The following is a 21,692-nucleotide window of genomic DNA, read 5'->3' on the forward strand; positions in this document are numbered from 1 at the left end:
TTTTTTTACCTTTGTATCCACGTTTAACAGCTAATAATTTGCTTTATGAATGAAAATACATCATTTGGTTTACTCTCAACATTAGAAGTGCCTTTCGCTATTCAAGCGATGGGGAGTTGTTGGGCTAAAAAGGGATTGTTAGTAGCCAACTACGTGTTTACTGATGTGGAAGATCCAACAGCTTTTGAATTAGTATACACCTTGATTGATCAAGAGGGGGCTAAACGAGAAATTGTTGAATCTGAAGGAATCCTACCTACCTTGTTCTTGAATCCATTGGGAGAAAATTGCGTGGCAGTAGTGGGGGAGAAAGATGAAAGTGAATCTCGTTTAATTTTACCCGTCTTTAAACGCGAGAAAACAGAACAATTTTGCTTTGATAAAGATTTGGCAGGACGCTTTGTTGGTTGTACAAAAGCGTCAACCATTTTTTATGAAGTAGATATCTGGAAAGAAAGTAAACAAGACGTTATGACTTGTTTAACCTTCAATGAACACGTTATTGCAGGATGTAAGCAAATTACGGTTCCCATGCCTAAAGGCAATAAAGTATGTGTTCAAAACAATGAAATACACCTGATTACAGAAGTTGAGTCGGGTTGGTTACACCGCCAAATTAACGAAAGTGGACAAGAGATCCGCAATCGCGTATTGGACTTTGATTTTCCTTTTGTGCACGAAGCATTAAGCTTGTCTTTTGATAAGAAATCCTATCTATTGTGTGAAGAAAATGGAGAGATAGGCTTAGTTGAAATTGACGAAGAAGGCAATTGCTTGTATGCGGAGTTATACAACTTAGGGGATGAGTTTTTTGGAACTTGGCACCCTCAACATCTCAATGAAGAAACGAGCGCTATTCAGTTTACTACAGAACACGGCAATGGTTGGTTAGTGGTGCGCAACGATAGTTTGGTGGAACTCGTGTACAATAAAAATAAAAGTGGATACAAAAACCTGCTTTCTCAAGAGGTGCTAAGCCTCGATACAAATGATTTGGCTGTTTCTTCAATTAGCGCAATCTCAGATACTAAAATTGGAATCGTATTCCATCCTCGTAAATCACGTAAAGAAAAGTATCAAAACGTGTATGTGTTGCAACATGGGATTTAGTTGACAGTTGACAGTTGACAGTTGACAGTTGATGGTTGATAGTTGATAGTTGACGGTTGATAGTTGACGGTTGATAGTTGATAGTTGATAGTTGATAGTTGACGGTTGATAGTTGACGGTTGATAGTTGATAGTTGACGGTTGATAGTTGACGGTTGATAGTTGACGGTTGATAGTTGACGGTTGATAGTTGACGGTTGATAGTTGACGGTTGATGGTTGACAGTTGATGGTTGACAGTTGATGGTTGACAGTTGATGGTTGACAGTTGATGGTTGACAGTTGATGGTTGACAGTTGATGGTTGACAGTTGATAGTTGATAGTTGATGGTTGACAGTTGATAGTTGATAGTTGATGGTTGACGGTTGATGGTTGATGGTTGATAGTTGACGGTTGATAGTTGACGGTTGATAGTTGACGGTTGATAGTTGACGGTTGATAGTTGACAGTTGATGGTTGACAGTTGATGGTTGACAGTTGATGGTTGACAGTTGATGGTTGACAGTTGATGGTTGACAGTTGATAGTTGATAGTTGATGGTTGATAGTTGACGGTTGATAGTTGACGGTTGACAGTTGACGGTTGATAGTTGACGGTTGATAGTTGACGGTTGATAGTTGACGGTTGATAGTTGACGGTTGACGGTTGATAGTTGACGGTTGATAGTTGACGGTTGATAGTTGTGCTTTGTAGAGAATTTACAACTTCGCAAAAAAACAAAAAAGCAACTTCACTTTTCTTGTGAGGTTTATGCCATAGAACCGATCACTCATAACTAATCAAGGCTACAAAAAAATGTTAACTTTTCTGTTTTTCTTCTCAATTCCGCTACTTTTGGAAACTCGAGTAAAAAAGAAAGACAAAATAAGGTATGAGTATAAGTTTAGCTACGTGGAACGTAGATCCAGAGATTTTTAGAATAGGGGATTTTGCCGTTCGCTATTATGGAGTGTTATTCGCTATAGGAATGATTTTGAGTTATCAATTCATGAAGCGAATTTTTAACCGAGAGCAAATAGCGATTCAGTACTTGGATAAACTCCTGATTTATATCGTTATAGGAACGGTGGTAGGTGCTCGCTTAGGGCATTGTTTATTTTATGATTTTGCCTATTATTCTCAACATCCTTTAGAAATAATTTTACCTATTGCCAAAGTAGAGGGGAGCTATCATTTTGTTGGCTTTATGGGCTTGGCGAGTCATGGTGGAGCCATTGGTGTTTTGTTGAGCTTAGCTTTATTCTGTAAGCGATATAAAACCAATTTACTGCAATTACTAGACCGATTAGTTATCGCTATTCCCATAACAGGCGCGTTTATTCGGTTTGGGAATTTTATGAATTCCGAAATTTACGGAAAACCCACAGATTCTATCTTTGGAATTGTCTTCCAACGCGATGATTTGATTCCGAGACATCCTACTCAACTCTATGAAGCTTTTGCTTATTTAGCTGTAACCGTTATCTTGTATGTGTTGTATCAAAAGAAATACAGCCGTTATAAAGGGCTTCTTTTTGGACTTTTCTTGATTTTTATGTTTACAGCTCGATTTATCTTGGAGTATTTCAAAGAAAATCAAGTTGCTTTTGAAAACGAGATGGTCTTGAATATGGGACAAATTCTGAGTATTCCCTTTATGATTGTTGGATTGCTCTTGGTTATCTGGAGCTTGAAAAGACCTAAAGAGGATACAAATTTAAGTATCATCAATCCCAAAGAGGGGAATATGACTGACCAGGGAGAAGATGCACCCTTAGACGATAAATAAACCGACAGAGCAAGCGAAAAAACGCAAGATACTGCCGAGTAAAATATATATTAATCAAACCTTCTAGCTCCTTTGTTAGAAGGTTTTTTTTGTTTTGTTGAACTTAATGTAGGTTAAGCATTGGATCGCTATAGATGTTGTAATTTTATAGTATACTAAAAAGCAAGAAGTTATGGAAATAGGAATCAGTATGTTTGGAGATTTGCGTTTGAATAAACAAACGAATACGTATCAAGCTCCACAACAGCGTTTAGGTGAATTGATGGAAGAAATCAAATTAATGGATCAGGTCGGGCTTGATGTGTTTGGCATAGGAGAGCACCACCGTCCGGATTACGCTGTGTCAACGCCAGATATTATTTTGGCTGCCGCCGCAAGTGTAACGGAAAAAATTAAGCTGACGAGTGCAGTAACGGTTTTGAGTTCCAATGATCCTGTTCGCGTATATCAATCGTTTTCAACCCTTGATTTACTATCCAAAGGAAGAGCGGAGATTACGGTCGGACGTGGGAGTTTTATCGAGTCATTTCCTTTATTTGGTTATAATTTAGAGGATTATAGTGAGTTGTTTACGGAGAAATTAAATCTTCTATTAAATATCAATGCAACGGAAGAACCTCTGACCTGGACGGGGAAACACCGCGCCTCTTTACAAGCACAACAAGTATTTCCGCGAGCAGAAAAACCGTTAGCTGTTTGGATTGCCGCAGGGGGAACGCCAGAATCCGTTTTGCGTGCCGCGAAGTTGGGCTTGCCTTTGGTTTTTGCAATTATAGGAGGAATGCCCGAGCAGTACAAGCCTTTCTTTGATTATTATAAGGCTGAATATCTCGCCGCTGGACACGATCCTAACGCGATGCAAATTGCAACGCATTCGCACGGTTTACTAGGAGTAGATGGAGGGCAATTGTCCAAAGAGTACTTTGAATTATACAAAGGGCAGATGGATCGCATCGGGGCATCGAGAGGATGGCAACCCTATACGCATGAACAATATGAAGGAGGAAGAAGTAAAGATGGAGCTTTGTTTATTGGAGATGCCAATCAAGTAGTGGATAAGATTTTGTATCACCAAGAAATGTTTGGATTAACGCGTTGGCTGATGCATATGGACTTAGGAGCGCCAGATCATCAAACCATGATGAAATCCATTGAATTGTTGGGTACTCAAGTAGCACCAGCTGTTAAAAAAGCTTTACAACAATAAGAAATTTCCACGAAATAGTTATATTTGTTTTTATAGATTTTTGGTTCAAAGAGACTGGAGTAATCCAGTCTCTTTTTGTTTAAAAAAGTGGATAATGGTATATATTGAAACAGAGCGATTAGTATTAAGACAGTATAAGCAAGCGGATTTAACAGCTTTTATTCGCTTAAATAGCGATCCAGAAGTTATGCGTTATTTTTTGAATACTAAAACGGCGGAAGAATCGGAGGAAATGATGCTAAAACTGCAAGGCAGTATAGAGGCAAACGGATATGGAGCCTTTGCCGTAGAGGAGAAGGCCACGCAAAAGTTTATTGGCTTTATTGGATTCAATCAATTTGTATTTGAGGTTGATTTTGCTCCAGCAATAGAAGTCCTCTGGCGTTTATTGCCCGAGTTTTGGAATAAAGGCTATGCGACAGAAGGGGCTAAAGCTTGCCTTGACTTTGCCAAGGAGCAACTGAACCTGGATCGAGTATACGCTTTTACTACCGTGTCAAACAAGCCTTCAGAACAAGTAATGATAAAAAGTGGCATGACGTATGTGAAAAATTTTAATCATCCAGTAGTTCCCTCAGATCATCCATTCTTAGAACATAAACTTTATGTAAAAGAATACAACTAGTACCCATAAAAAAAGAGCACCTTAGTGCTCTTTTTTGAATTTTAAATTATGCTTTTGTTTTTGAAATTTCTTTCACTAAGATATAGCGAACAGAAGGTGCATCAGCCGGTGGATTTGGAACGTCTTCTTTGCGTACTTCCAACTTGTAGTTGTACCCTTCTTCGTATTCAAAACCTTGAATGGAAGAATAAAATAAAGTCCATTCACCCTCTTCTGTTTCTTTTACTTGTAAACATTTCATAGGTCCAACTCCAGTACAATCTACTTGTTTCGGGCCTACATACATGGTTACGATGTCCTGTACTTCTTTTGTTTCAGGTGTTTCTGTTTGGTTCATCGTTTCTTCAACGCTTACTTCTTCAACAGTTCCCTCTTTTTGGTCTTTTTTCTCTTGACAGCTTACAAAAGCAAACATACCTACTAAACTAGCAATTAAAAGTGTTTTTTTCATGAGATTAAATTTTGGTATTAAAGTTACGTAAAATAATTGATAAAACGTAGGTTTTTGGTTAATTGTAGGGTTTATCTCATTGGTTACTATTTATCTCGTTAGGTTTATCTTTTATATTGGTATTCGATGAATCTACGCTACGATTTGTGCTTTGTGAAATTCGTTCTCTGTAGAGAATTTAAAACTTCACAAAGAGCAAAAAAGCAACTTCACTTTCTTGTGAGGTTTATCTCATTGGTTAATATTTATTTTGGTATTCGATGAATATATCTCACCTATTTTATATTTGTTTTAGTGTTCGATGAATCTTCACTGCGTTTCGATTTTCATTGCGTTACGATTTTCACTGCGTTTCGATTTTCACTGCGCTGCGATTTTCGCTACGCTCCGATTTCCTCTCTCTTCTTTATCTCATTAGGTTTATATTTATTTTGGTATTCGATGAATCTTCACTACGTTTCGATTTCCTCTCTCTTCTCTCCAATTCACAACTTCACAAAGCGCAAAGGGCAAGAGCAAAAAGTATTTTACCTACTAAAATGTTAGTTTTATTACTTATATTTGCGTTTATTTTTAATAACTAAAACCGTATTAAAATCTAGATAATGAGTTTAGACGAAAAATTTCATGACGATATGGGAGATAACCACATTGCTTCTAGCGATGCAACTCCATTAAGAAGTGATGCGTTTGATCGCACAGACGAAGAAAAGATAGAATCGATTAAGAAAGACGTTGAGAATATTTTAAACACGTTGGGGTTAGATCTAACAGATGACAGCTTAAAAGGAACGCCTAATCGCGTTGCTAAAATGTTTGTGAAGGAAATTTTTGGAGGATTAAATCCAGCAAAAAAACCAAGTTCTTCTACCTTTGACAATAAGTACAAGTACAACGAAATGTTAGTAGAAAAGAACATTGTGGTTTATTCTACTTGTGAGCACCATTTATTGCCTATCGTTGGACGTGCACATGTGGCTTATATTTCAAATGGAACGGTAGTGGGTTTATCTAAAATGAACCGTATTGTTGATTTTTATGCAAAGCGACCTCAAGTACAAGAGCGTTTGACCATTCAGATTGTAAATGAGTTGAAACGCGTATTGAATACAGAAGATGTAGCTTGTGTAATGGACGCAAAACACTTATGTGTAAATTCACGCGGAATTAAAGACATCGAAAGCAGTACCGTTACGGCTGAATTCGGTGGGCGTTTTAAAGAAGAGAGCGTAAGAAAAGAATTCTTAGATTATATTAAATTAGATACACAATTCTAATTTTCAATTTATTAAAATAGAACTATGGCATTATATCAAGAACAACAATTAAAAGTTTACAATTCTCTTTCGGGAGAAAAAGAAGTTTTCGTACCCATTCACACGGGTAAAGTAGGAATGTATGTTTGTGGACCAACGGTTTACAACTATGTGCATTTGGGAAACTGTAGAACTTTTATTTCTTTTGACTTGGTATTCCGCTATTTGAAACACTTAGGGTATCAAGTGCGCTATGTCCGCAATATTACGGACGTTGGGCATATTGTTGACGATGCGGATGAAGGCGAGGATAAGATTGCCAAACGCGCGCGTATGGAGCAAATTGAGCCAATGGAAATCGTACAAAAATACACGGTAAACTTCCATAATACTCTGAAGCAATTCAACAATTTACCACCGAGTATTGAGCCTACAGCAACAGGACACATCATTGAGCAAATTGCTATCATCCAGGGGATTATAGACAATGGATTTGCCTATGAAATAAATGGATCTGTTTATTTTGACGTAGAAAAATACAACAAGGAACACCATTATGGAATCCTGAGCGGACGCAAGATTGAAGATTTACTGTCAAATACTAGAGATTTAGATGGGCAGTCAGACAAGCGCAATCCGTTGGATTTCGCACTTTGGAAAAATGCAGAGTCTCAGCACATTATGCGTTGGCCTTCTCCATGGGGAGATGGATTTCCAGGATGGCATTTGGAGTGTACAGCCATGAGTACAAAATACTTGGGGAATCACTTCGACATTCACGGAGGAGGAATGGATTTGAAATTCCCGCACCACGAATGTGAGATTGCTCAAAACGAAGCTTGTACGGGTAACACACCTGTAAACTTCTGGATGCACGCGAATATGTTGACGCTAAACGGCAAGAAGATGGCCAAATCAACAGGAAACAATATCTTGCCCAATGAGTTATTCTCTGGAGAGAATGCTGTTTTGAGTAAAGCATTTGCTCCTGCAGTGGTTCGCTTCTTTATGTTGCAAGCCCACTACAGAAGTGTGTTGGATTTCTCGGATGAAGCAATCTTGGCTTCTGAACGCGGATTCAATCGCTTGATGGAGGCGGTTAAACACATGGGTGAATTGCCCGTTTCTGCTCAATCTACAGTGGATATCCAAGGGTGGAGACAACAGTGTTATGCTGCGATGAATGACGACTTTAATAGTCCGATTTTAATTTCTCATCTATTTGAAGGTGTTCGCTTAGTGAATGTCATCAAAGAAGGAAAAGAAACCATCACAGCAGAAGATTTAACCCTGTTTATTTCGTTAATGCACGCCTTTGTATTTGATGTATTGGGATTAGAATCAACGAATGTCATGGCGGCAAACAACGACAAATTAGAAGGCGTTGTCAACATGTTAATTCAGATGCGAAATGAGGCGAGAGCAAATAAAGATTTTGCGATGTCCGATCACATTCGCGATGAACTAGCCAAGCTGGAGATTCAATTAAAAGACGGCAAAGAAGGTACATCCTTTTCTTTATAAAATACACAAGAGCTATAGGAGTTATTCTATAGCTTTTTTTTCTTAAATTCACGCCTATGTTGCGAAAGATACTCATTGCCCCATTTATTTTATTGGTGCGCTTTTACCAAGGGGGAATCTCTCCTTTTTTTCCACCAACGTGTCGCTATACACCAACTTGTTCGCATTATACAATTGATGCCTTGAAGAAACACGGCCTTTTGAAAGGTGGCTGGCTGGCAATTAAGCGAATTAGCAGTTGTGGTCCCTGGGGAGGGAAAGGCTATGATCCGGTACCTTAATGTAATTTTACCCTTGATTGTTAAATAATTTTTCTATTTTTACGTATTGACAAAAGCGGGAAACCGCAGTAATAACATAACAAATTCGAATACTATGATTTGGAATCCTTCGGAAGGTTTTGATTTAGGTTTTATGCAATTGCGTTACTACAGCTTAATGTTTGTAGTGGCCTTTGGTTTAGGTTGGTTCGTAATGAAAAAAATATACGACCGCGAGGGATTAAGCGTTGATAAATTGGATAAGCTATTCATCTATACGGTCCTGGCAACTTTGATAGGTGCGCGTTTAGGACATGTATTCTTCTATGATTGGGATTATTTTAAACACAATTTAATGGAAATTATCCTACCGGTTCGCTTTTCACCAAAATTCGAAATTGTGGGATTCAGCGGTTTAGCAAGTCATGGAGCAGCGATAGGAATTATCATAACGATGTATTACTACAGTAAAAATGTGATTCAGAAGCCTATTTTATGGATTTTAGACCGTGTGGTGATTCCTGTAACGCTAGGAGGGATTTTTGTTCGCTTAGGGAATTTCTTCAACTCTGAAATCGTTGGACACGAAACTACAAGCGCCTTGGGAATTCGCTTTATTCGCGATCGTTTTACGCCACGTGAAGCGATGGAGCTTACGGGGATCAACAATCACAATGCGGCCTATGAAGCGATTCAACACAATCCTCAATTTGCACACGTATTAGCAGAGGTACTACCTAAGCATCCCACGCAGTTATACGAAGCTTTTGGCTATGTTATTGTGTTCTTGATTTTGTATTTCATGTATTGGAAAACGGATGCTAGAAAGTATGGTGGCTACATCTTTGGTGTATTCTTGGTATTGCTGTGGATGGTGCGTTTCATCGTAGAGTTTGTAAAGGGAAGTCAAGGTGGATTTGAAGAAACCTTAGGGCTTTTGTCAACAGGGCAGTGGTTGAGTATTCCATTCATCCTCGCAGGGGTATATTTATGGGCAACGGCTAAAAAGAGAATTTACGCGTAATCATTCAACGCAAATCGATAGTAATAGCACTTCTTTCATTTAGAAGTGCTATTTTTTTTGAGGTGTAATTAATTTGTTCTAAAAGACTTACAATTTTAAACGGGAAAAAGAGCAAAATTTATTGGCTTATTGTTTGTCAAAGTCAGTAAATGCGCTATATTTGCACTCGCAATACAGAAGTAACGCAGATTACTGGAGAAATGGCAGAGTGGTCGATTGCGGCAGTCTTGAAAACTGTTGACTGTAACAGGTCCGGGGGTTCGAATCCCTCTTTCTCCGCAATAAACACTGATACTTAATCAGTTAAGACATAAACACCCAATTTTACACCCAAAAATGTAAAGTTGGGTGTTTTTTATTTTAGGTTACAAAAAATCTAATGGACTTGGTGTCGATTTCTTATCTATATCTGTAATATGAGTGTAAATCATGGTTGTTCTAATATCACTATGTCCTAATAATTCTTGTACAACCCGAATGTCAATTCCGCTTTTTATTAAATGTGTGGCGTACGAATGACGCAAAGTATGTACACTGCCTTTTGTTGCAATATTGGCTTTTTTCATTGACTTTTTCAAAACTAACTGAACACTTCTTTCGCTGTATTGCTCATCATTAGTTCCTTCGAATAAAAATATTTTGGGTTTATATTCAATATAATATTCTCGCAACAAACTTAATAACTTATCAGGTAAAGCTACCAGCCTATCTTTATTCCCTTTGCTTTGTCGTATTAACAGTAAATTACTGTCGGATTTTACATCGGTTAGTTTAAGATTTATTAACTCACTTAAGCGTAATCCACAACTGTAAATAGTGGTAAGAATTGCTTTATGCTTTAAATTTTCTGTAGCATTTAATATTTTTCTTACTTCTTCTTGAGAAAAGAAAGTAGGCAGTTGGGTTGATTTTCGTTTAGGATATAAATAATTCAATTCTATCGTTTGATTATTGACCAACTCATAAATCTTTTTAATTGCCCCAACTAAAGAGCGTTGATAAGATGCACTAATATTGTCTTGAAATACTTTTTCATTAATAAAACCCTCTATTTCAGCAATAGGTATTTCGTTGAGCGTACGATATTTATTCATATACTCTAAGAATATTTGTGCATAACCACAATACGATTTTATGGTATTATTGGCATAGCGTTGCACTTGCAATCGGTCATGTAAAGTTTTTAATATTGTTTCGCTATCCATACTTAAATAAATCTAATTGAACCTATTTTGTTTCGCTATCCACAAAAAACAACTTACTAAGTATCTAATTTACAAAAAAATAATTATATTAGTAACAGATTTTACGAAATGCGCATATAGGTGTTGTTTTACGAAACTACACCTTATTTTATTTCGTAAAATAACAATGTTAGTGGCAATGCCAAGCCAAAACAAGGAACAATGAAACCTGAATTGAAAAGGATAAGAAAAGTAGAATATGATATAGATCCAAATAGATACGAATTACGTAGTGGAAGCGAAACAAATGCTCCATTGTGTCCATATGGAAACATTTACAAATGGGTAGTATTTGACTTAAAAGCAAATGAATATGTTAGATTTGCGAAATCTGTGTTTAAATTACTTATAAATAAAAATGGTAAATGAATAATAAAAATATGGTATAGAGGGATTTGATGCCCCAGAACTGGAAAAATTTAAATGGATTGATGCAAATGGAAAAGATACTGAACCTATACAATTATCTAATTTTAAACAAAAGTTTATTGTTTTGTATTGTTTTCAAAGTTGGTGTCCTGGCTGTCATAAAATAGGCTTGCCTTCGTTACAACAAATGGTCACTGCATTAAAAAACAACCAAGCTATTAAATTCTTTGCTATTCAATCAGTGTTTGAAGGTAAAAATCAAAATACTTTTGAAAAGCTAAAAGAAACACAAAAGCAGTATAAGTTGGAAATTCCTTTTGGACAAGATGAAGGAGATGAAAGCACGCAAAATATTTCAACAGTAATGTATCATTATAGAACAGGAGGAACTCCTTGGTTTATTTTTATAAACCAAGAAGGAAAAGTAGTATTCAATGATTTTCATTTGAATACCGAAAAAGCAATTGAATTTTTACAAACAATTAAATAAATTTTATATGCAAAAATGGATAGATGTAATAAGATTAGCCAATAATGGCAATCTTAACCCAGACCAAAGAATAGAAAAATCGGAAGAGGAATGGAAATCACTTCTTACCGAAGAACAATTTTACGTAACTCGTAAAAAAGGAACAGAAAGAGCTCATAGCTCCGAAATGTGCAATTTGTTTGAACCCGGCAAATATGCCTGTGTTTGTTGTAACACTGTACTTTTTGACAGCGAAGAAAAATTTCAAAGTGGAACTGGGTGGCCTAGTTTTACACAGCCGATAAAAGAGAATACAATCAATTATATCAAAGATGTTACGTTTGGTATGTATCGAATAGAGACAACTTGTAGCACTTGTGATGCTCATTTAGGTCACGTGTTTCAAGATGGTCCTATGCCAAGTGGATTGAGATTTTGCATAAATGCTGTTGCTCTGAAAAAAGTAAAATCTGATGAGAAAAAAGTTACATTTGGTGGTGGTTGTTTTTGGTGCACAGAAGCTATGTTTCAGCAATTAAAAGGAGTTGTAAATGTAGAGAGTGGTTATAGTGGTGGTGAAATTATAAATCCTACATATAGAGAAGTCTGTTCTGGAACTACTGGTCACGCTGAAGTAATTGAAATTACTTATTTACCTTCTGAAATTAGCTTTGAAGATTTAGTGAAAATCCATTTAACTACTCACAATCCTACGACTATAAATAAACAAGGTGCTGATAGAGGAACACAATATCGTAGCATTATTTTTTACAGAACAGACGATGAAAAAATGCAAGCATTAAAGGTCATTGAAGATGTTCAATCTGCCTACGATGATATGATAGTAACAGAAGTGAAAATGTTTGAACATTTCCATAAGGCAGAAGCCAATCACCAAGACTATTACAATCGCAATAGCGAAACTGGTTATTGTATGGCAGTAATAAATCCAAAATTAGCAAAATTAAAATCGCTTTATCAGGATAAACTAAAGAAATAATGGACGAAGACATAAATTTTTAATGAAGCAATTTAAAAAATAAAGAATGAAAAATAGTCTTGATAAAAATGCAAAATGGCTCTTGCTTTTTGGTATTTTATTAACATTTTTATTTCCATTACTACTTCCATTGCTCAATAAAACAGGCATTGGTAATTTTGGCGTTGTTGGCGATGCGATTGGCGGTATAACAAATCCTATTTCTCAACTCATTGGCTCTATACTTCTATATTTAGCGTTAAAAGCTCAACTTTCAGCAAATGGCATAGTGCAAAATCAAATAGAAAAAGACAATATAAAGGAAGAACAACAACACAATACAGAACAAATACGGACTTTTTATTCTTTCTTTCAAGAAACAATAAAAAATTTCAGTTATGAGTTTTCTGATGCAAATGGAAAACAACTGTTGTATGGAAAAAGAGCCATAAAATGTTTCTTAAATGATTTGGAACAAATGAAAGTAGATATTCATAATACAGATGATGTACTTATGTATGATGGAGTAAGAGAATTATTAAGTATTTTGAAAAGTGCAGAAGAATTATTCAATCGCATTGATACTATTTCTTCAAAATCACAACATATTTTATTTTATAGAACTCTTTTGCAACACGAATTATTATTCAATATTTTTCCTTATCAAGACCTTGATGACGATATTAATATTAAAACTGGAAAATGCACTATTTGTGCAGATGCACATTCATATTATCCTCCTATTATATTTGATAAAATTAAACTTTTAGAATCTAAATTTATATAAAAATGGCAACAGTAATTAAAATTAAAAACATTGAAGAAGGCTTCCAAAGTATTATCACTAATGGTAAGCACACCATTATTGGTGACGAACCTATCACAAGTAAAGGAACAGATTTAGGTTTAGCACCCTCAGAACTTGTTTTAAGCGGTTTGGCAATGTGCAAAGTCGGAACTGTCCGTTTTATTGCTCGCAAAAACAACTGGGAGATAGAGAATGTAACAGCCGAACTAGTGCAAGAAGTAGCAAGAGGGGAAGGAGGGCTAAAAACCACTATTCAAATTAAAATGATTATTGAAGGTAATCTTTCCGAAGAGCAGAAAGAAGAATTGATAAAACAAGCCGACCGTTGTTATATCCACCGTTTGTTAAATAGCGAATGGGATATAATGCCTATAACGCTTTAAATCAAATGCACTGCCACTAACAAGGTATTGCCAAAAGCGGGGCTGAAGGAATTCTAATCAACTTTTCTGTAATATTTGAACTGCGGTATTTCTATTGAAGTTCTGTGCAAAAAAATCCCCGCCTTCGGCAATACCCAAACCGTTGTATGCTATTTTAGGACGACACAATTTCAAATATGCGATTAAATTATACAGGAAAAAACAGAGAACTTTTAGAGCTTATAGAAAACGGAGAACATTATCGTTCTAACGAATATAATCTAATGGAAGGAGAGCTAATTTTTATTTGGATAAAAGACGAATGTTCAATTATTGAACTTGACGGTGTAGAAATGAAATTAAACCGCAATAGCATTTTGTCTCTTACATCATTTCACAAATTTAAATTTTTATCATTAAAGGAAAGCAGAATAATTAAATTCAATAAAGAATTTTACTGTGTTTTGAACCATGACCAAGAAGTTAGTTGTAAAGGGCTTTTGTTTTATGCACCAGATAGCACGCCATTTATTAATATTCCTAAAGAAGAAGAAGAAAAATTTGAGATTTTATGGAAAATGTTTGAAATTGAAATGGGCTCAAAAGACGAGCTACAATTAGAAATGCTTCAAACAATGCTCAAACGATTTATTATTCTTTGCACAAGAATTTATAAACAGCAAAAAAATCAAATTCGTTTAATAAAAAGTGAGTTAGATATAATTCGTGAGTTTAATTATTTAGTAGAATCACATTTTAAAACTAAACATACTGTACAAGAATATGCCGAAATACTAAATAAATCTGCCAAAACATTAGCTAATTTATTTCATAAATTCTCTACCATTACGCCTCTACAAATTATTCAACAAAGACGTATGTTAGAAGCAAGAAGGCTTTTAAAATACACAGATAAGTCAATTAAAGAAATAGCCTACGAGTTGGAGTTTGAGGACATACAAACATTTAGTCGTTTTTTTAAAAACCATGAACAAATAAGTCCATCTGAATATAGAAATAGCTAAATAGGAATAATTGCCAACATAGAGGGAAGTATAGCCTAATATAGAACATACATTTGTTCGCACCTTTGCATTGTAATTAAAATAAATATACAATGACGAATTTTTCAGTTCCAAGCAGAGGAGAAGTATCTGCAAACAATCAAGAGATTTTTGATAATCTTAAAAAAGGTTTAGGCATGGTTCCTAACTTGTATGCTGTAATGGCTTATTCTGACACAGCACTTGCCAATTATTTAGCTTTTCAAAATGCTAAAACAAGTTTTTCGGGTAAAGAAAAACAAGCTATTAATTTAGTAGTAAGCCAAGTGAATGAATGTGCTTATTGCCAGTCTGCACACACCATGTTGGGTAAAATGAATGGTCTTACAGAAGAGCAAACTATTGAAATTAGAAAAGGTGGTGCTGGTTTTGATGCTAAACTAAACGCTTTAGTTTCTTTGACAAAAGAAGTAACTGTAAAAAGAGGTTTTGCTTCTGAGGCTACGGTTGACAATTTTATTGCACAAGGTTACACCAAAGGGCAAGTAGTTGAATTAGTAATGTTAGTAGCAGAAAAAACAGCTATGAATTACCTGCATGCTATTACTAAAGTAGCTATTGATTTTCCAGTTGCTCAAAATCTTAATTGAAAAACAAAAATATAAACAAAATGAAAAAAGAATATAGCACCTATCTTTCAAATTCAGGACATTTCTTTCTCCGCTATGGACTATCTTTAGTGTTAATTTGGATAGGTATATTAAAATTCACACAATATGAGGCTGAGGGTATAAGGCCTTTAGCCGAAAACAGTCCATTCTTTTCATGGATGTTTTCAATTCTAAGCACACAAGGTTTTTCAAATCTATTAGGTTTTTTAGAAATTACTACAGGCTTATTAATTGCTTCGCATCAACTATTTCCTAAGCTCTCACTTTTCGGTAGTTTATTTGGAGTTGTTACATTTTTATCAACCTTATCATTTATGCTTTCTACACCTGGTGTAATTGCTACAGGATGGAGCTTTCCTTTCATTTCAGCTTTACCTGGTCAGTTTCTTGTTAAAGATTTTGTTTTGTTAGGGGCTTCTCTTTGGACAGCTTCAGAATCATTGGCAAAAATTCAAAGCAATAAAGAAAGTATTGTATAGATTAAATTCTAAAAATCATTAAGATATAGTGTTTAAATTAAATGCTATATCTTATTGATTACTATATTAATATGGAAATTAGGAAACATTTTACAATGATTTTCAATTGAATAAATAACATTTAAATTATATAACAAACAATGCTCTCAACAGTTGTACTATTAAGGTTTAAAAATGCACTATTCGTAACCTCATTATTTATTAATTTGATGTTAAATTCTTGCACTAATGCACAGACAACTAATCAAGAATTAAAAGAAAAAACAGATACAAATATGATTAATAAAACAGAAGCTCAATGGAAAGAGCAATTAACCAATGAACAATATTATATTCTTCGTGAAAAAGGTACTGAAAGAGCCTTTACTGGCAAACTTCTCATGAACAAAGAAAAAGGTATTTATAAATGTGCTGGATGTGGTACTGAATTATTTACTGATGAAATGAAATTTGATAGCCATTGTGGTTGGCCAAGTTTTGATAAAGAAATAGCAGGTGGAAAAATAAAACAAACTACTGATAATAGCTATGGTATGAACCGAACAGAAATTACTTGTGCAAAATGTGGAGGCCATTTAGGTCATATCTTTGACGATGGCCCTACCGAAACAGGAAAAAGATATTGTGTTAATTCTGTTTCATTAGAATTTGCACCAGCAGGTAATGACAATAACAAAGAAGCTACAAACCCAATTAGTAAAACAGATAGTATTATACTTGGTGGTGGTTGTTTTTGGTGTACAGAGGCTATCTATGAAATGCTTGATGGTGTAATAAGTGTAGAAAGTGGTTATAGTGGAGGCAATGTAAAAAATCCAAGTTATAGAGAAGTATGTACAGGTTCTACTAACCATGCCGAAGTAGTAAAAATAGTCTATGACAATAGTAAAACAAATTTAGATGAAATCTTTAAAGTGTTTTTTTCTACACATAACCCTACAACCTTAAACCAACAAGGTGCTGATAGAGGCACACAATATAGAAGCGTCATTTTTTATGCCAATGAGCATCAAAGAGAAATAGCAACCTCTTTAATAACACAATTGAACAAAGAGGTGTATGATAATAAAATAGTAACTACATTAGAGCCGTTTACACAATTTTATAAAGCCGAAGAGTATCATCAAAACTATTATAATAATAACAAACAACAACCTTATTGCAATGCAGTAATTACACCAAAAATTGAGAAGTTTGAGAAACTATTTAAAGATAGAATAAAGAAGAAGTAGTATTAATTGAAGACATTACTAAACCATATTAACAATTGCAGCCGATGGAGAAGATATATCGAAATACTTTATTAAGGATTTAGAACGTTTTTAGGAATTGTTTTAAGTATGAGATGAAATAAAAAACCTATATCTTAGTCTGAGATGTAGGTTTTATATTATACTAAATATTGTATTATCTTATAAAGGAATAGGAAGTTCTCTTTTATTTTTTATTGATTGCCTTCTTCTATTTTCAATACAGCTAATTCTATATAATATTAATCGTTCTTTTGCTTAACAAAATATAATGAATTATCTGTTTTCTTAATAGACAGTTTTTGAATAGAAATATTTTTTATTTTTTCGTTATTAAAAAGAAAACCAATTTAATCTAAACAAATTAATTCTTCTTCTTTTATTTACACACCTTAACAGCCAAAATAAAAAGTTACGTTTCTGCATTCCTTTTGAATGACAAAAAACTAAATTGAGATTGTCTTACTAACTAGAGGAGCATTATATTATTTTACTTAAATTTGATTTTATGTTAATATTAGCAATAATTAAATAAAACTTGTTCATGCTACGGAAAACCGTAATATTTGAGGGGAAGATTCAAATACTTTTACAAAAGTGATATAAACCATTTTACCTAACGTTAAAAACGGGTTATTAGATTAAAGTAAATATAAAATGGTGAGGTTTTAAGGATAAATAGTAAATAAAGTAATTATATGTTATAAATCAGCATTATGAAAATAAAACAAATTAAAGTTGAAAATTTTCGATTACTCAAACAATTTTCAATGGATTTAGAAGATGAACTATCTTTAGTCATTGGTAAGAATAATACCGGTAAAACTTCAATTCTTTCAGTTCTGGATAAATTTTTAAATGAAAAAACTAAATTTTATTACGATGACTTTAATATAGATTTTAAAAATGAATTAGAAAATTTAATTATATCTAATGATGTTCCTGAAGCCTTCGCATCAAAAGGGATTAAACTTAAACTTTATATTGAATATAATGAAAGTGATGATTTATCTAATGTTAGCAGAGTATTGATGGATTTAGACCCTGACAATAACAATATTGTTTTAGGTTTTGAATTCATATTGCATTATGAGGATTTTTTAAAATTAAAATCCGATTATAAAACCTTCGAAACGAGAGAAAATTTAAAGTATACTGAGAAGAACACATACAAACCAAAGAGCTTAAAAGATTTTTTAAAACAAAATTTAGAAGATTATTTTAAAATCCACAAATATTCTTTTGAATTTGATACAATAATAAAGGAAATTACTGAAACTACACCGATTGATCTTGTTAAAGAAAATATCAATTTGAAGGATATTATCAGTTTTAAGTACATAAGTGCTAAAAGAGATGTAACAAATAAAGAAAAAGAAAATACATTATCAAGACAAACTTCAAGTATTTATAAAAAACAAGAAGATAATACGGACAAGAGTCAAGCAACTGAAAATTTTATAGATCAGCTTTCTGAAACTGACAATATATTGAGTGATATTTATAAAGATTTATTTAAAGATGTAATCAAAAAGGTTCAAGATTTTGGTGGTGTGAGATTTAATGATACTGATATAGCAATTATTTCTACATTACAACATAGAGAACTACTTGAAGGTAATACGACAGTTGTATATACTCATGATGATCATAAATTACCTGAGCATTATAATGGTTTAGGGTATATGAACCTTATAAGTATGATTTTCGAAATTGAAATTCTTGTTCAGGATTTTAAGCGTGATAAAGATAAAAAACCAGCTGATATTAATTTATTGATTATTGAGGAACCAGAAGCGCATACGCATCCTCAAATGCAATATGTTTTTATAAAAAATATAAAGAAACTTCTTGGTGATGGTATTAAGAAAGACGACAGGATACACCGCCCATTACAATATATAATTACAACGCATTCTTCGCACATTGTTGCTGATAGTGATTTTGATGATATAAAATATCTGAAAGCACTTGCAAAAAATAATGTTATTGCTAGAAATCTAAAAGATTTAAGAATCCAATACGAAGAGGATTCAAAACAATATCAATTTTTGAAGCAATACTTAACGATTAGTCGAGCTGAAATCTTTTTTGCTGATAAAGCTATTCTTATTGAGGGAGATACCGAAAGAATTTTGATACCAACCTTTATGCGTAAAGTTGATGTAGAAGAGAAAGCTAGATTATTAGCTGAAAATAATGAAGATGCATTTCTGCCTCTGCTTTCTCAAAATATATCTATTATTGAAGTAGGTGCATATTCTCAAATATTTGATAAGTTTATTGAATTTTTAGGTATTAAAACTTTAATAATCACAGACATTGATTCCAATGGAGATATTGGTAATAAAGATAGTCAAAATAATCCAGTTATTGAAGCCTGTGAAGTAAGGCTAGGAGTTGAAACGAGCAATAGCGCATTACTTTATTTTTTAGCAGGTACTTCTTGGGATGATTTAAAAAATTTACCAATTGCAAAACGAACAATAAAAATTGAGAATTCAACAATATGTTTATGCTATCAACAGGAAGAGGATAATTATCACGCAAGGAGTTTTGAAGATGCATTTATCCACATCAACAGAGCATTTGTAAATGAAAAGAAAGATAGATTTCAAGGGTTACAAAATCGTAAACTATTTGATGTTGGTAGCAATAATGCATATGTGTTAGCAGATAGATGTATCAAAAAGAAAACCCATTTCGCCTTAGATATATTATATCATAGCGATGAAAATTTTAGTAATTGGAATATTCCAGCTTATATTAAAAATGGATTATTATGGTTGAAGGAAGATTGAATTTAGAACCAGAAGTACAAGAAATTTTTCAATCAATTGATGAATGCAGAAATTTTCTATTAAGTGGAGGTGCTGGAAGTGGAAAAACCTATTCTTTAGTAAATGTAATTCAACAGGTGATAGTTGAAAATCCAACGGCTAAGGTTGCATGTATGACTTATACCAATGCAGCAGTTAAAGAAATTGAAGAAAGGGTAAACCATAAAAATCTTAATGTATCTACGATACACGATTTCTTATGGGATAATATAAAACATTTTCAAAAAGAGCTTAAAGGAGCTCTTATCTCCTTGGCAAATAATGCAGAAGTAACTAAAATTTCTATTACAGAAGTTAATCCCGTTCCTGATAATTATTTTGCGGATTTGCCTGATGGAGTGCAATACAAAGAATTTGTCAGAATACACGAAGGAATAATATCTCACGATGAATTACTTATTGTAGCAAACTATCTTTTTGAAAAATATCCCAAACTTAGCAATATTGTAAAAGATAAATATAAGTTCATTTTCATAGATGAGTACCAAGATACAAGCAAAGTGGTTGTAGAAATATTCCTTGAACATTTTAAGAAAAGTGAAAGAAAGAATATCATAGGTTTTTTTGGGGATGCTATGCAATCAATTTATGAAGATGGTATTGGCAACTTAGATGTTTATAAAGGAGTCGAAGCTGAAAAAGTAAACGAAATTCTAAAGAAGCAAAATAGAAGAAATCCTAAACTTATTATTGATTTGGCGAATAAACTTCGTACCGATGGAATAACACAAGAACCATCTGCCGATCCGAAAGCCCCTAATATGATTGATGGTGCAGTAAAGCAAGGCACGGTTTTGTTTCTGCACTCGACTGATGGGAATATCAATAAAGTTGAAGAATTTTTAGCAGAAAAATATGCTTGGGATTTCAATAATTCAAAGCAAACAAAAGAATTGAACCTTACTCACAATTTAATAGCAGGTAAGGCTGGTTTTAGAAACTTGATGGATATTTATGATAGAGACCACATATTAAGCTATAGAGATAGAATTAAGAAATACATTAAAGATAATAACCTAACTATTGATTTTTCAGACAATACATTTGAAGAAGTAATTGAAATATTACAGCAAGGAAAAAGCGGCAGAGATTTAAATGCTGTTAGTCCAACAAATGCAATGCAGATTTTTATTGAAAGTAATGCCGAATTGTACAATTATGCCAAATCATTAAAGTTTCTTGAATTTTCCAAAATGTATGTTGACAAAGACCAATTACTTGATGATAAAAAGCAAGATGAAGATGATGAAAATAAGAAGGGCTCAAAAAGAGATAATCTTATAAAACATTTATTTAAAATTCAGAATAATATTTCTTTGTATCAAAATAAAAAGTACAATGAATTTTTAAGAGCCACAGATTATCATTTTAAAATAACAAATATTGCAAGCAAAAAAGCCTTAAAAGAAAATATTGAAAGCCTTGTGAATGTAGGGAATAGTACGATTGAACAAGTTATTAATAACGCTGACGAAAAGAGAATTTGTTTGATTGATGATAAGCTGATTGCTTTTAAAGAGAACAAAGAGTATTTGTATAATAGAGTGAAGGATGTTAAGTTTAGTGAATTTCAAAAATTATATGAATACCTTGAAGGACAAACACCGTTTTCAACACAGCATAAAACAAAAGGAGCAGAATTTGATAATGTCTTAGTCATACTTGATAATGGTGGTTGGAATAATTACAATTTTGGTAATCTTTTCTTAGAAACTGGATCGGCAACTGTATTGGATAGAACTCAAAAGATATTTTATGTTTGTTGTACAAGGGCTAAAGAAAATTTATCGGTTTTCTTTCACAATCCAAGTGCGCAAGTAATAACAAAAGCTAAAGAATGGTTTGGAAATAATAACGTGATACAAATTTGATAATGTTTATAGATCAAACCATGTCAATATAAAAGTTAAAAAGATCTTACCCATCAAGAGAAAAGTAGTGTATGTAAGGAGGTGAAAATTTTGAAGGGAAAACAATTGAAAGAAAATATATA

22 protein-coding genes and 1 tRNA gene are annotated in these 21,692 nt (G+C 33.6%); 20 read left to right on the forward strand and 3 right to left on the reverse strand.

From position 1 onward, the window contains the following. The first annotated feature begins 45 nt into the window (after positions 1-45). Positions 46-1,110: a hypothetical protein gene (locus FBR08_RS13300; protein ID WP_158963174.1), complete on the forward strand. Its 1,065-nt coding sequence runs from the start codon at positions 46-48 to the stop codon at positions 1,108-1,110. On the opposite strand, the gene FBR08_RS16770 is transcribed toward FBR08_RS13300, so the two are convergent. Further along, complete coding sequence (locus FBR08_RS16770; protein ID WP_199268600.1) at positions 1,107-1,829, reverse strand: hypothetical protein; 723 nt, start codon at positions 1,827-1,829, stop codon at positions 1,107-1,109. The genes FBR08_RS13300 and FBR08_RS16770 overlap by 4 nt on opposite strands. 151 nt (positions 1,830-1,980) lie before the next feature. Between FBR08_RS16770 and lgt (FBR08_RS13310) the strand changes: the two genes are divergently transcribed. The 3 genes from lgt (FBR08_RS13310) (at position 1,981) to FBR08_RS13320 (ending at position 4,709) form a co-directional block, all read left to right on the forward strand. Continuing rightward, the gene (lgt, locus tag FBR08_RS13310; protein ID WP_158963175.1) at positions 1,981-2,877 is read left to right on the forward strand and encodes a prolipoprotein diacylglyceryl transferase; all 897 of its coding nucleotides are present in this window, start codon (positions 1,981-1,983) and stop codon (positions 2,875-2,877) included. A gap of 172 nt (positions 2,878-3,049) precedes the next feature. Next, positions 3,050-4,084 carry an LLM class flavin-dependent oxidoreductase gene (locus FBR08_RS13315; protein WP_158963176.1) on the forward strand — a complete coding sequence of 345 codons (1,035 nt, stop codon included), beginning with the start codon at positions 3,050-3,052 and terminating at the stop codon, positions 4,082-4,084. A gap of 94 nt (positions 4,085-4,178) precedes the next feature. Continuing rightward, positions 4,179-4,709 (forward strand): GNAT family N-acetyltransferase, encoded by a 531-nt coding sequence (locus tag FBR08_RS13320; protein WP_158963177.1) that lies wholly within the window; start codon positions 4,179-4,181, stop codon positions 4,707-4,709. 46 nt (positions 4,710-4,755) lie between these two features. Here the strand turns inward: FBR08_RS13320 and FBR08_RS13325 are convergent, their stop codons facing one another. Next, entirely contained in the window at positions 4,756-5,160 is a 405-nt protein-coding gene (locus FBR08_RS13325) for a DUF4377 domain-containing protein (RefSeq protein WP_158963178.1), read from the reverse strand. 605 nt (positions 5,161-5,765) lie between these two features. On the opposite strand from FBR08_RS13325, the gene folE reads away from it, so the two are divergent. The 5 genes from folE to FBR08_RS13350 all read left to right on the forward strand — a co-directional run bounded on the left by folE (position 5,766) and on the right by FBR08_RS13350 (position 9,503). Beyond that, entirely contained in the window at positions 5,766-6,437 is a 672-nt protein-coding gene (gene folE / locus FBR08_RS13330; protein ID WP_158963179.1) for a GTP cyclohydrolase I FolE, read from the forward strand. 24 nt (positions 6,438-6,461) lie between these two features. Continuing rightward, positions 6,462-7,940, forward strand: a complete 1,479-nt coding sequence (gene cysS / locus FBR08_RS13335) for a cysteine--tRNA ligase (RefSeq protein ID WP_158963180.1) — start codon at positions 6,462-6,464, stop codon at positions 7,938-7,940. A 56-nt stretch (positions 7,941-7,996) separates the two neighbouring features. Then, positions 7,997-8,221, forward strand: a complete 225-nt coding sequence (gene yidD / locus FBR08_RS13340; RefSeq protein ID WP_158963181.1) for a membrane protein insertion efficiency factor YidD — start codon at positions 7,997-7,999, stop codon at positions 8,219-8,221. Between the two features lie 94 nt (positions 8,222-8,315). Next, positions 8,316-9,224 (forward strand): prolipoprotein diacylglyceryl transferase, encoded by a 909-nt coding sequence (gene lgt, locus FBR08_RS13345; RefSeq protein WP_158963182.1) that lies wholly within the window; start codon positions 8,316-8,318, stop codon positions 9,222-9,224. 194 nt (positions 9,225-9,418) lie between these two features. Next, positions 9,419-9,503, forward strand: a tRNA-Ser gene (locus FBR08_RS13350). Positions 9,504-9,589: 86 nt separating this feature from the next. Here the strand turns inward: FBR08_RS13350 and FBR08_RS13355 are convergent. Continuing rightward, the gene (locus tag FBR08_RS13355; protein ID WP_158963183.1) at positions 9,590-10,429 is read right to left on the reverse strand and encodes a tyrosine-type recombinase/integrase; all 840 of its coding nucleotides are present in this window, start codon (positions 10,427-10,429) and stop codon (positions 9,590-9,592) included. A gap of 201 nt (positions 10,430-10,630) precedes the next feature. Here FBR08_RS13355 and FBR08_RS13360 point away from each other — a divergent pair, with 201 nt between their 5' ends. From FBR08_RS13360 to FBR08_RS13410, 11 genes are all read left to right on the forward strand, one after another. Continuing rightward, positions 10,631-10,837: a hypothetical protein gene (locus FBR08_RS13360; protein ID WP_069797536.1), complete on the forward strand. Its 207-nt coding sequence runs from the start codon at positions 10,631-10,633 to the stop codon at positions 10,835-10,837. 58 nt (positions 10,838-10,895) lie between these two features. After that, positions 10,896-11,327: a peroxiredoxin family protein gene (locus FBR08_RS13365; protein WP_262885177.1), complete on the forward strand. Its 432-nt coding sequence runs from the start codon at positions 10,896-10,898 to the stop codon at positions 11,325-11,327. 7 nt (positions 11,328-11,334) lie between these two features. Beyond that, positions 11,335-12,306 carry a peptide-methionine (S)-S-oxide reductase MsrA gene (msrA, locus tag FBR08_RS17070; RefSeq protein ID WP_069797541.1) on the forward strand — a complete coding sequence of 324 codons (972 nt, stop codon included), beginning with the start codon at positions 11,335-11,337 and terminating at the stop codon, positions 12,304-12,306. 46 nt (positions 12,307-12,352) lie between these two features. After that, a complete protein-coding gene (locus tag FBR08_RS13375; protein ID WP_028123740.1) occupies positions 12,353-13,072 on the forward strand; it encodes a hypothetical protein in 720 nt (239 codons plus the stop codon). 2 nt (positions 13,073-13,074) lie between these two features. Beyond that, positions 13,075-13,476, forward strand: a complete 402-nt coding sequence (locus tag FBR08_RS13380) for an OsmC family protein (RefSeq protein WP_028123739.1) — start codon at positions 13,075-13,077, stop codon at positions 13,474-13,476. Positions 13,477-13,652: 176 nt separating this feature from the next. Then, positions 13,653-14,480 carry a helix-turn-helix transcriptional regulator gene (locus tag FBR08_RS13385; RefSeq protein WP_158963184.1) on the forward strand — a complete coding sequence of 276 codons (828 nt, stop codon included), beginning with the start codon at positions 13,653-13,655 and terminating at the stop codon, positions 14,478-14,480. A 92-nt stretch (positions 14,481-14,572) separates the two neighbouring features. Beyond that, positions 14,573-15,109 (forward strand): carboxymuconolactone decarboxylase family protein, encoded by a 537-nt coding sequence (locus FBR08_RS13390; protein WP_158963185.1) that lies wholly within the window; start codon positions 14,573-14,575, stop codon positions 15,107-15,109. A gap of 20 nt (positions 15,110-15,129) precedes the next feature. Then, on the forward strand, positions 15,130-15,609 hold the full coding sequence (locus FBR08_RS13395) for a YkgB family protein (protein ID WP_158963186.1): 480 nt from the start codon (positions 15,130-15,132) through the stop codon (positions 15,607-15,609). Between the two features lie 140 nt (positions 15,610-15,749). Next, positions 15,750-16,841: a bifunctional methionine sulfoxide reductase B/A protein gene (locus tag FBR08_RS13400; protein WP_199268601.1), complete on the forward strand. Its 1,092-nt coding sequence runs from the start codon at positions 15,750-15,752 to the stop codon at positions 16,839-16,841. Between the two features lie 734 nt (positions 16,842-17,575). After that, positions 17,576-19,660 carry an ATP-dependent nuclease gene (locus tag FBR08_RS13405; RefSeq protein WP_158963187.1) on the forward strand — a complete coding sequence of 695 codons (2,085 nt, stop codon included), beginning with the start codon at positions 17,576-17,578 and terminating at the stop codon, positions 19,658-19,660. Beyond that, the gene (locus FBR08_RS13410; protein ID WP_158963188.1) at positions 19,642-21,570 is read left to right on the forward strand and encodes a UvrD-helicase domain-containing protein; all 1,929 of its coding nucleotides are present in this window, start codon (positions 19,642-19,644) and stop codon (positions 21,568-21,570) included. The genes FBR08_RS13405 and FBR08_RS13410 overlap by 19 nt, the downstream gene beginning before the upstream one ends. Positions 21,571-21,692: the final 122 nt, after the last annotated feature.

This window comes from Myroides fluvii (genome assembly GCF_009792295.1).
Taxonomy (GTDB): Bacteria; Bacteroidota; Bacteroidia; order Flavobacteriales; family Flavobacteriaceae; genus Flavobacterium; species Flavobacterium fluvii_A.

Excerpts from the sequence above, each read along its gene's own strand:
- FBR08_RS13405 (WP_158963187.1), top strand. The coding sequence starts at position 17,576 with ATGAAAATAAAACAAATTAAAGTTGAAAATTTTCGATTACTCAAACAA.
- msrA (WP_069797541.1), top strand. The coding sequence starts at position 11,335 with ATGCAAAAATGGATAGATGTAATAAGATTAGCCAATAATGGCAATCTT.
- FBR08_RS13400 (WP_199268601.1), top strand. The coding sequence starts at position 15,750 with ATGCTCTCAACAGTTGTACTATTAAGGTTTAAAAATGCACTATTCGTA.
- FBR08_RS13380 (WP_028123739.1), top strand. The coding sequence starts at position 13,075 with ATGGCAACAGTAATTAAAATTAAAAACATTGAAGAAGGCTTCCAAAGT.
- cysS (WP_158963180.1), top strand. The coding sequence starts at position 6,462 with ATGGCATTATATCAAGAACAACAATTAAAAGTTTACAATTCTCTTTCG.
- lgt (WP_158963182.1), top strand. The coding sequence starts at position 8,316 with ATGATTTGGAATCCTTCGGAAGGTTTTGATTTAGGTTTTATGCAATTG.
- FBR08_RS13360 (WP_069797536.1), top strand. The coding sequence starts at position 10,631 with ATGAAACCTGAATTGAAAAGGATAAGAAAAGTAGAATATGATATAGAT.
- lgt (WP_158963175.1), top strand. The coding sequence starts at position 1,981 with ATGAGTATAAGTTTAGCTACGTGGAACGTAGATCCAGAGATTTTTAGA.
- FBR08_RS13375 (WP_028123740.1), top strand. The coding sequence starts at position 12,353 with ATGAAAAATAGTCTTGATAAAAATGCAAAATGGCTCTTGCTTTTTGGT.
- FBR08_RS13355 (WP_158963183.1), bottom strand. The coding sequence starts at position 10,429 with ATGGATAGCGAAACAATATTAAAAACTTTACATGACCGATTGCAAGTG.
- FBR08_RS13395 (WP_158963186.1), top strand. The coding sequence starts at position 15,130 with ATGAAAAAAGAATATAGCACCTATCTTTCAAATTCAGGACATTTCTTT.
- FBR08_RS13385 (WP_158963184.1), top strand. The coding sequence starts at position 13,653 with ATGCGATTAAATTATACAGGAAAAAACAGAGAACTTTTAGAGCTTATA.
- FBR08_RS13325 (WP_158963178.1), bottom strand. The coding sequence starts at position 5,160 with ATGAAAAAAACACTTTTAATTGCTAGTTTAGTAGGTATGTTTGCTTTT.
- FBR08_RS13410 (WP_158963188.1), top strand. The coding sequence starts at position 19,642 with ATGGTTGAAGGAAGATTGAATTTAGAACCAGAAGTACAAGAAATTTTT.
- FBR08_RS13390 (WP_158963185.1), top strand. The coding sequence starts at position 14,573 with ATGACGAATTTTTCAGTTCCAAGCAGAGGAGAAGTATCTGCAAACAAT.
- FBR08_RS13320 (WP_158963177.1), top strand. The coding sequence starts at position 4,179 with ATGGTATATATTGAAACAGAGCGATTAGTATTAAGACAGTATAAGCAA.
- FBR08_RS13315 (WP_158963176.1), top strand. The coding sequence starts at position 3,050 with ATGGAAATAGGAATCAGTATGTTTGGAGATTTGCGTTTGAATAAACAA.
- yidD (WP_158963181.1), top strand. The coding sequence starts at position 7,997 with ATGTTGCGAAAGATACTCATTGCCCCATTTATTTTATTGGTGCGCTTT.
- FBR08_RS13300 (WP_158963174.1), top strand. The coding sequence starts at position 46 with ATGAATGAAAATACATCATTTGGTTTACTCTCAACATTAGAAGTGCCT.
- folE (WP_158963179.1), top strand. The coding sequence starts at position 5,766 with ATGAGTTTAGACGAAAAATTTCATGACGATATGGGAGATAACCACATT.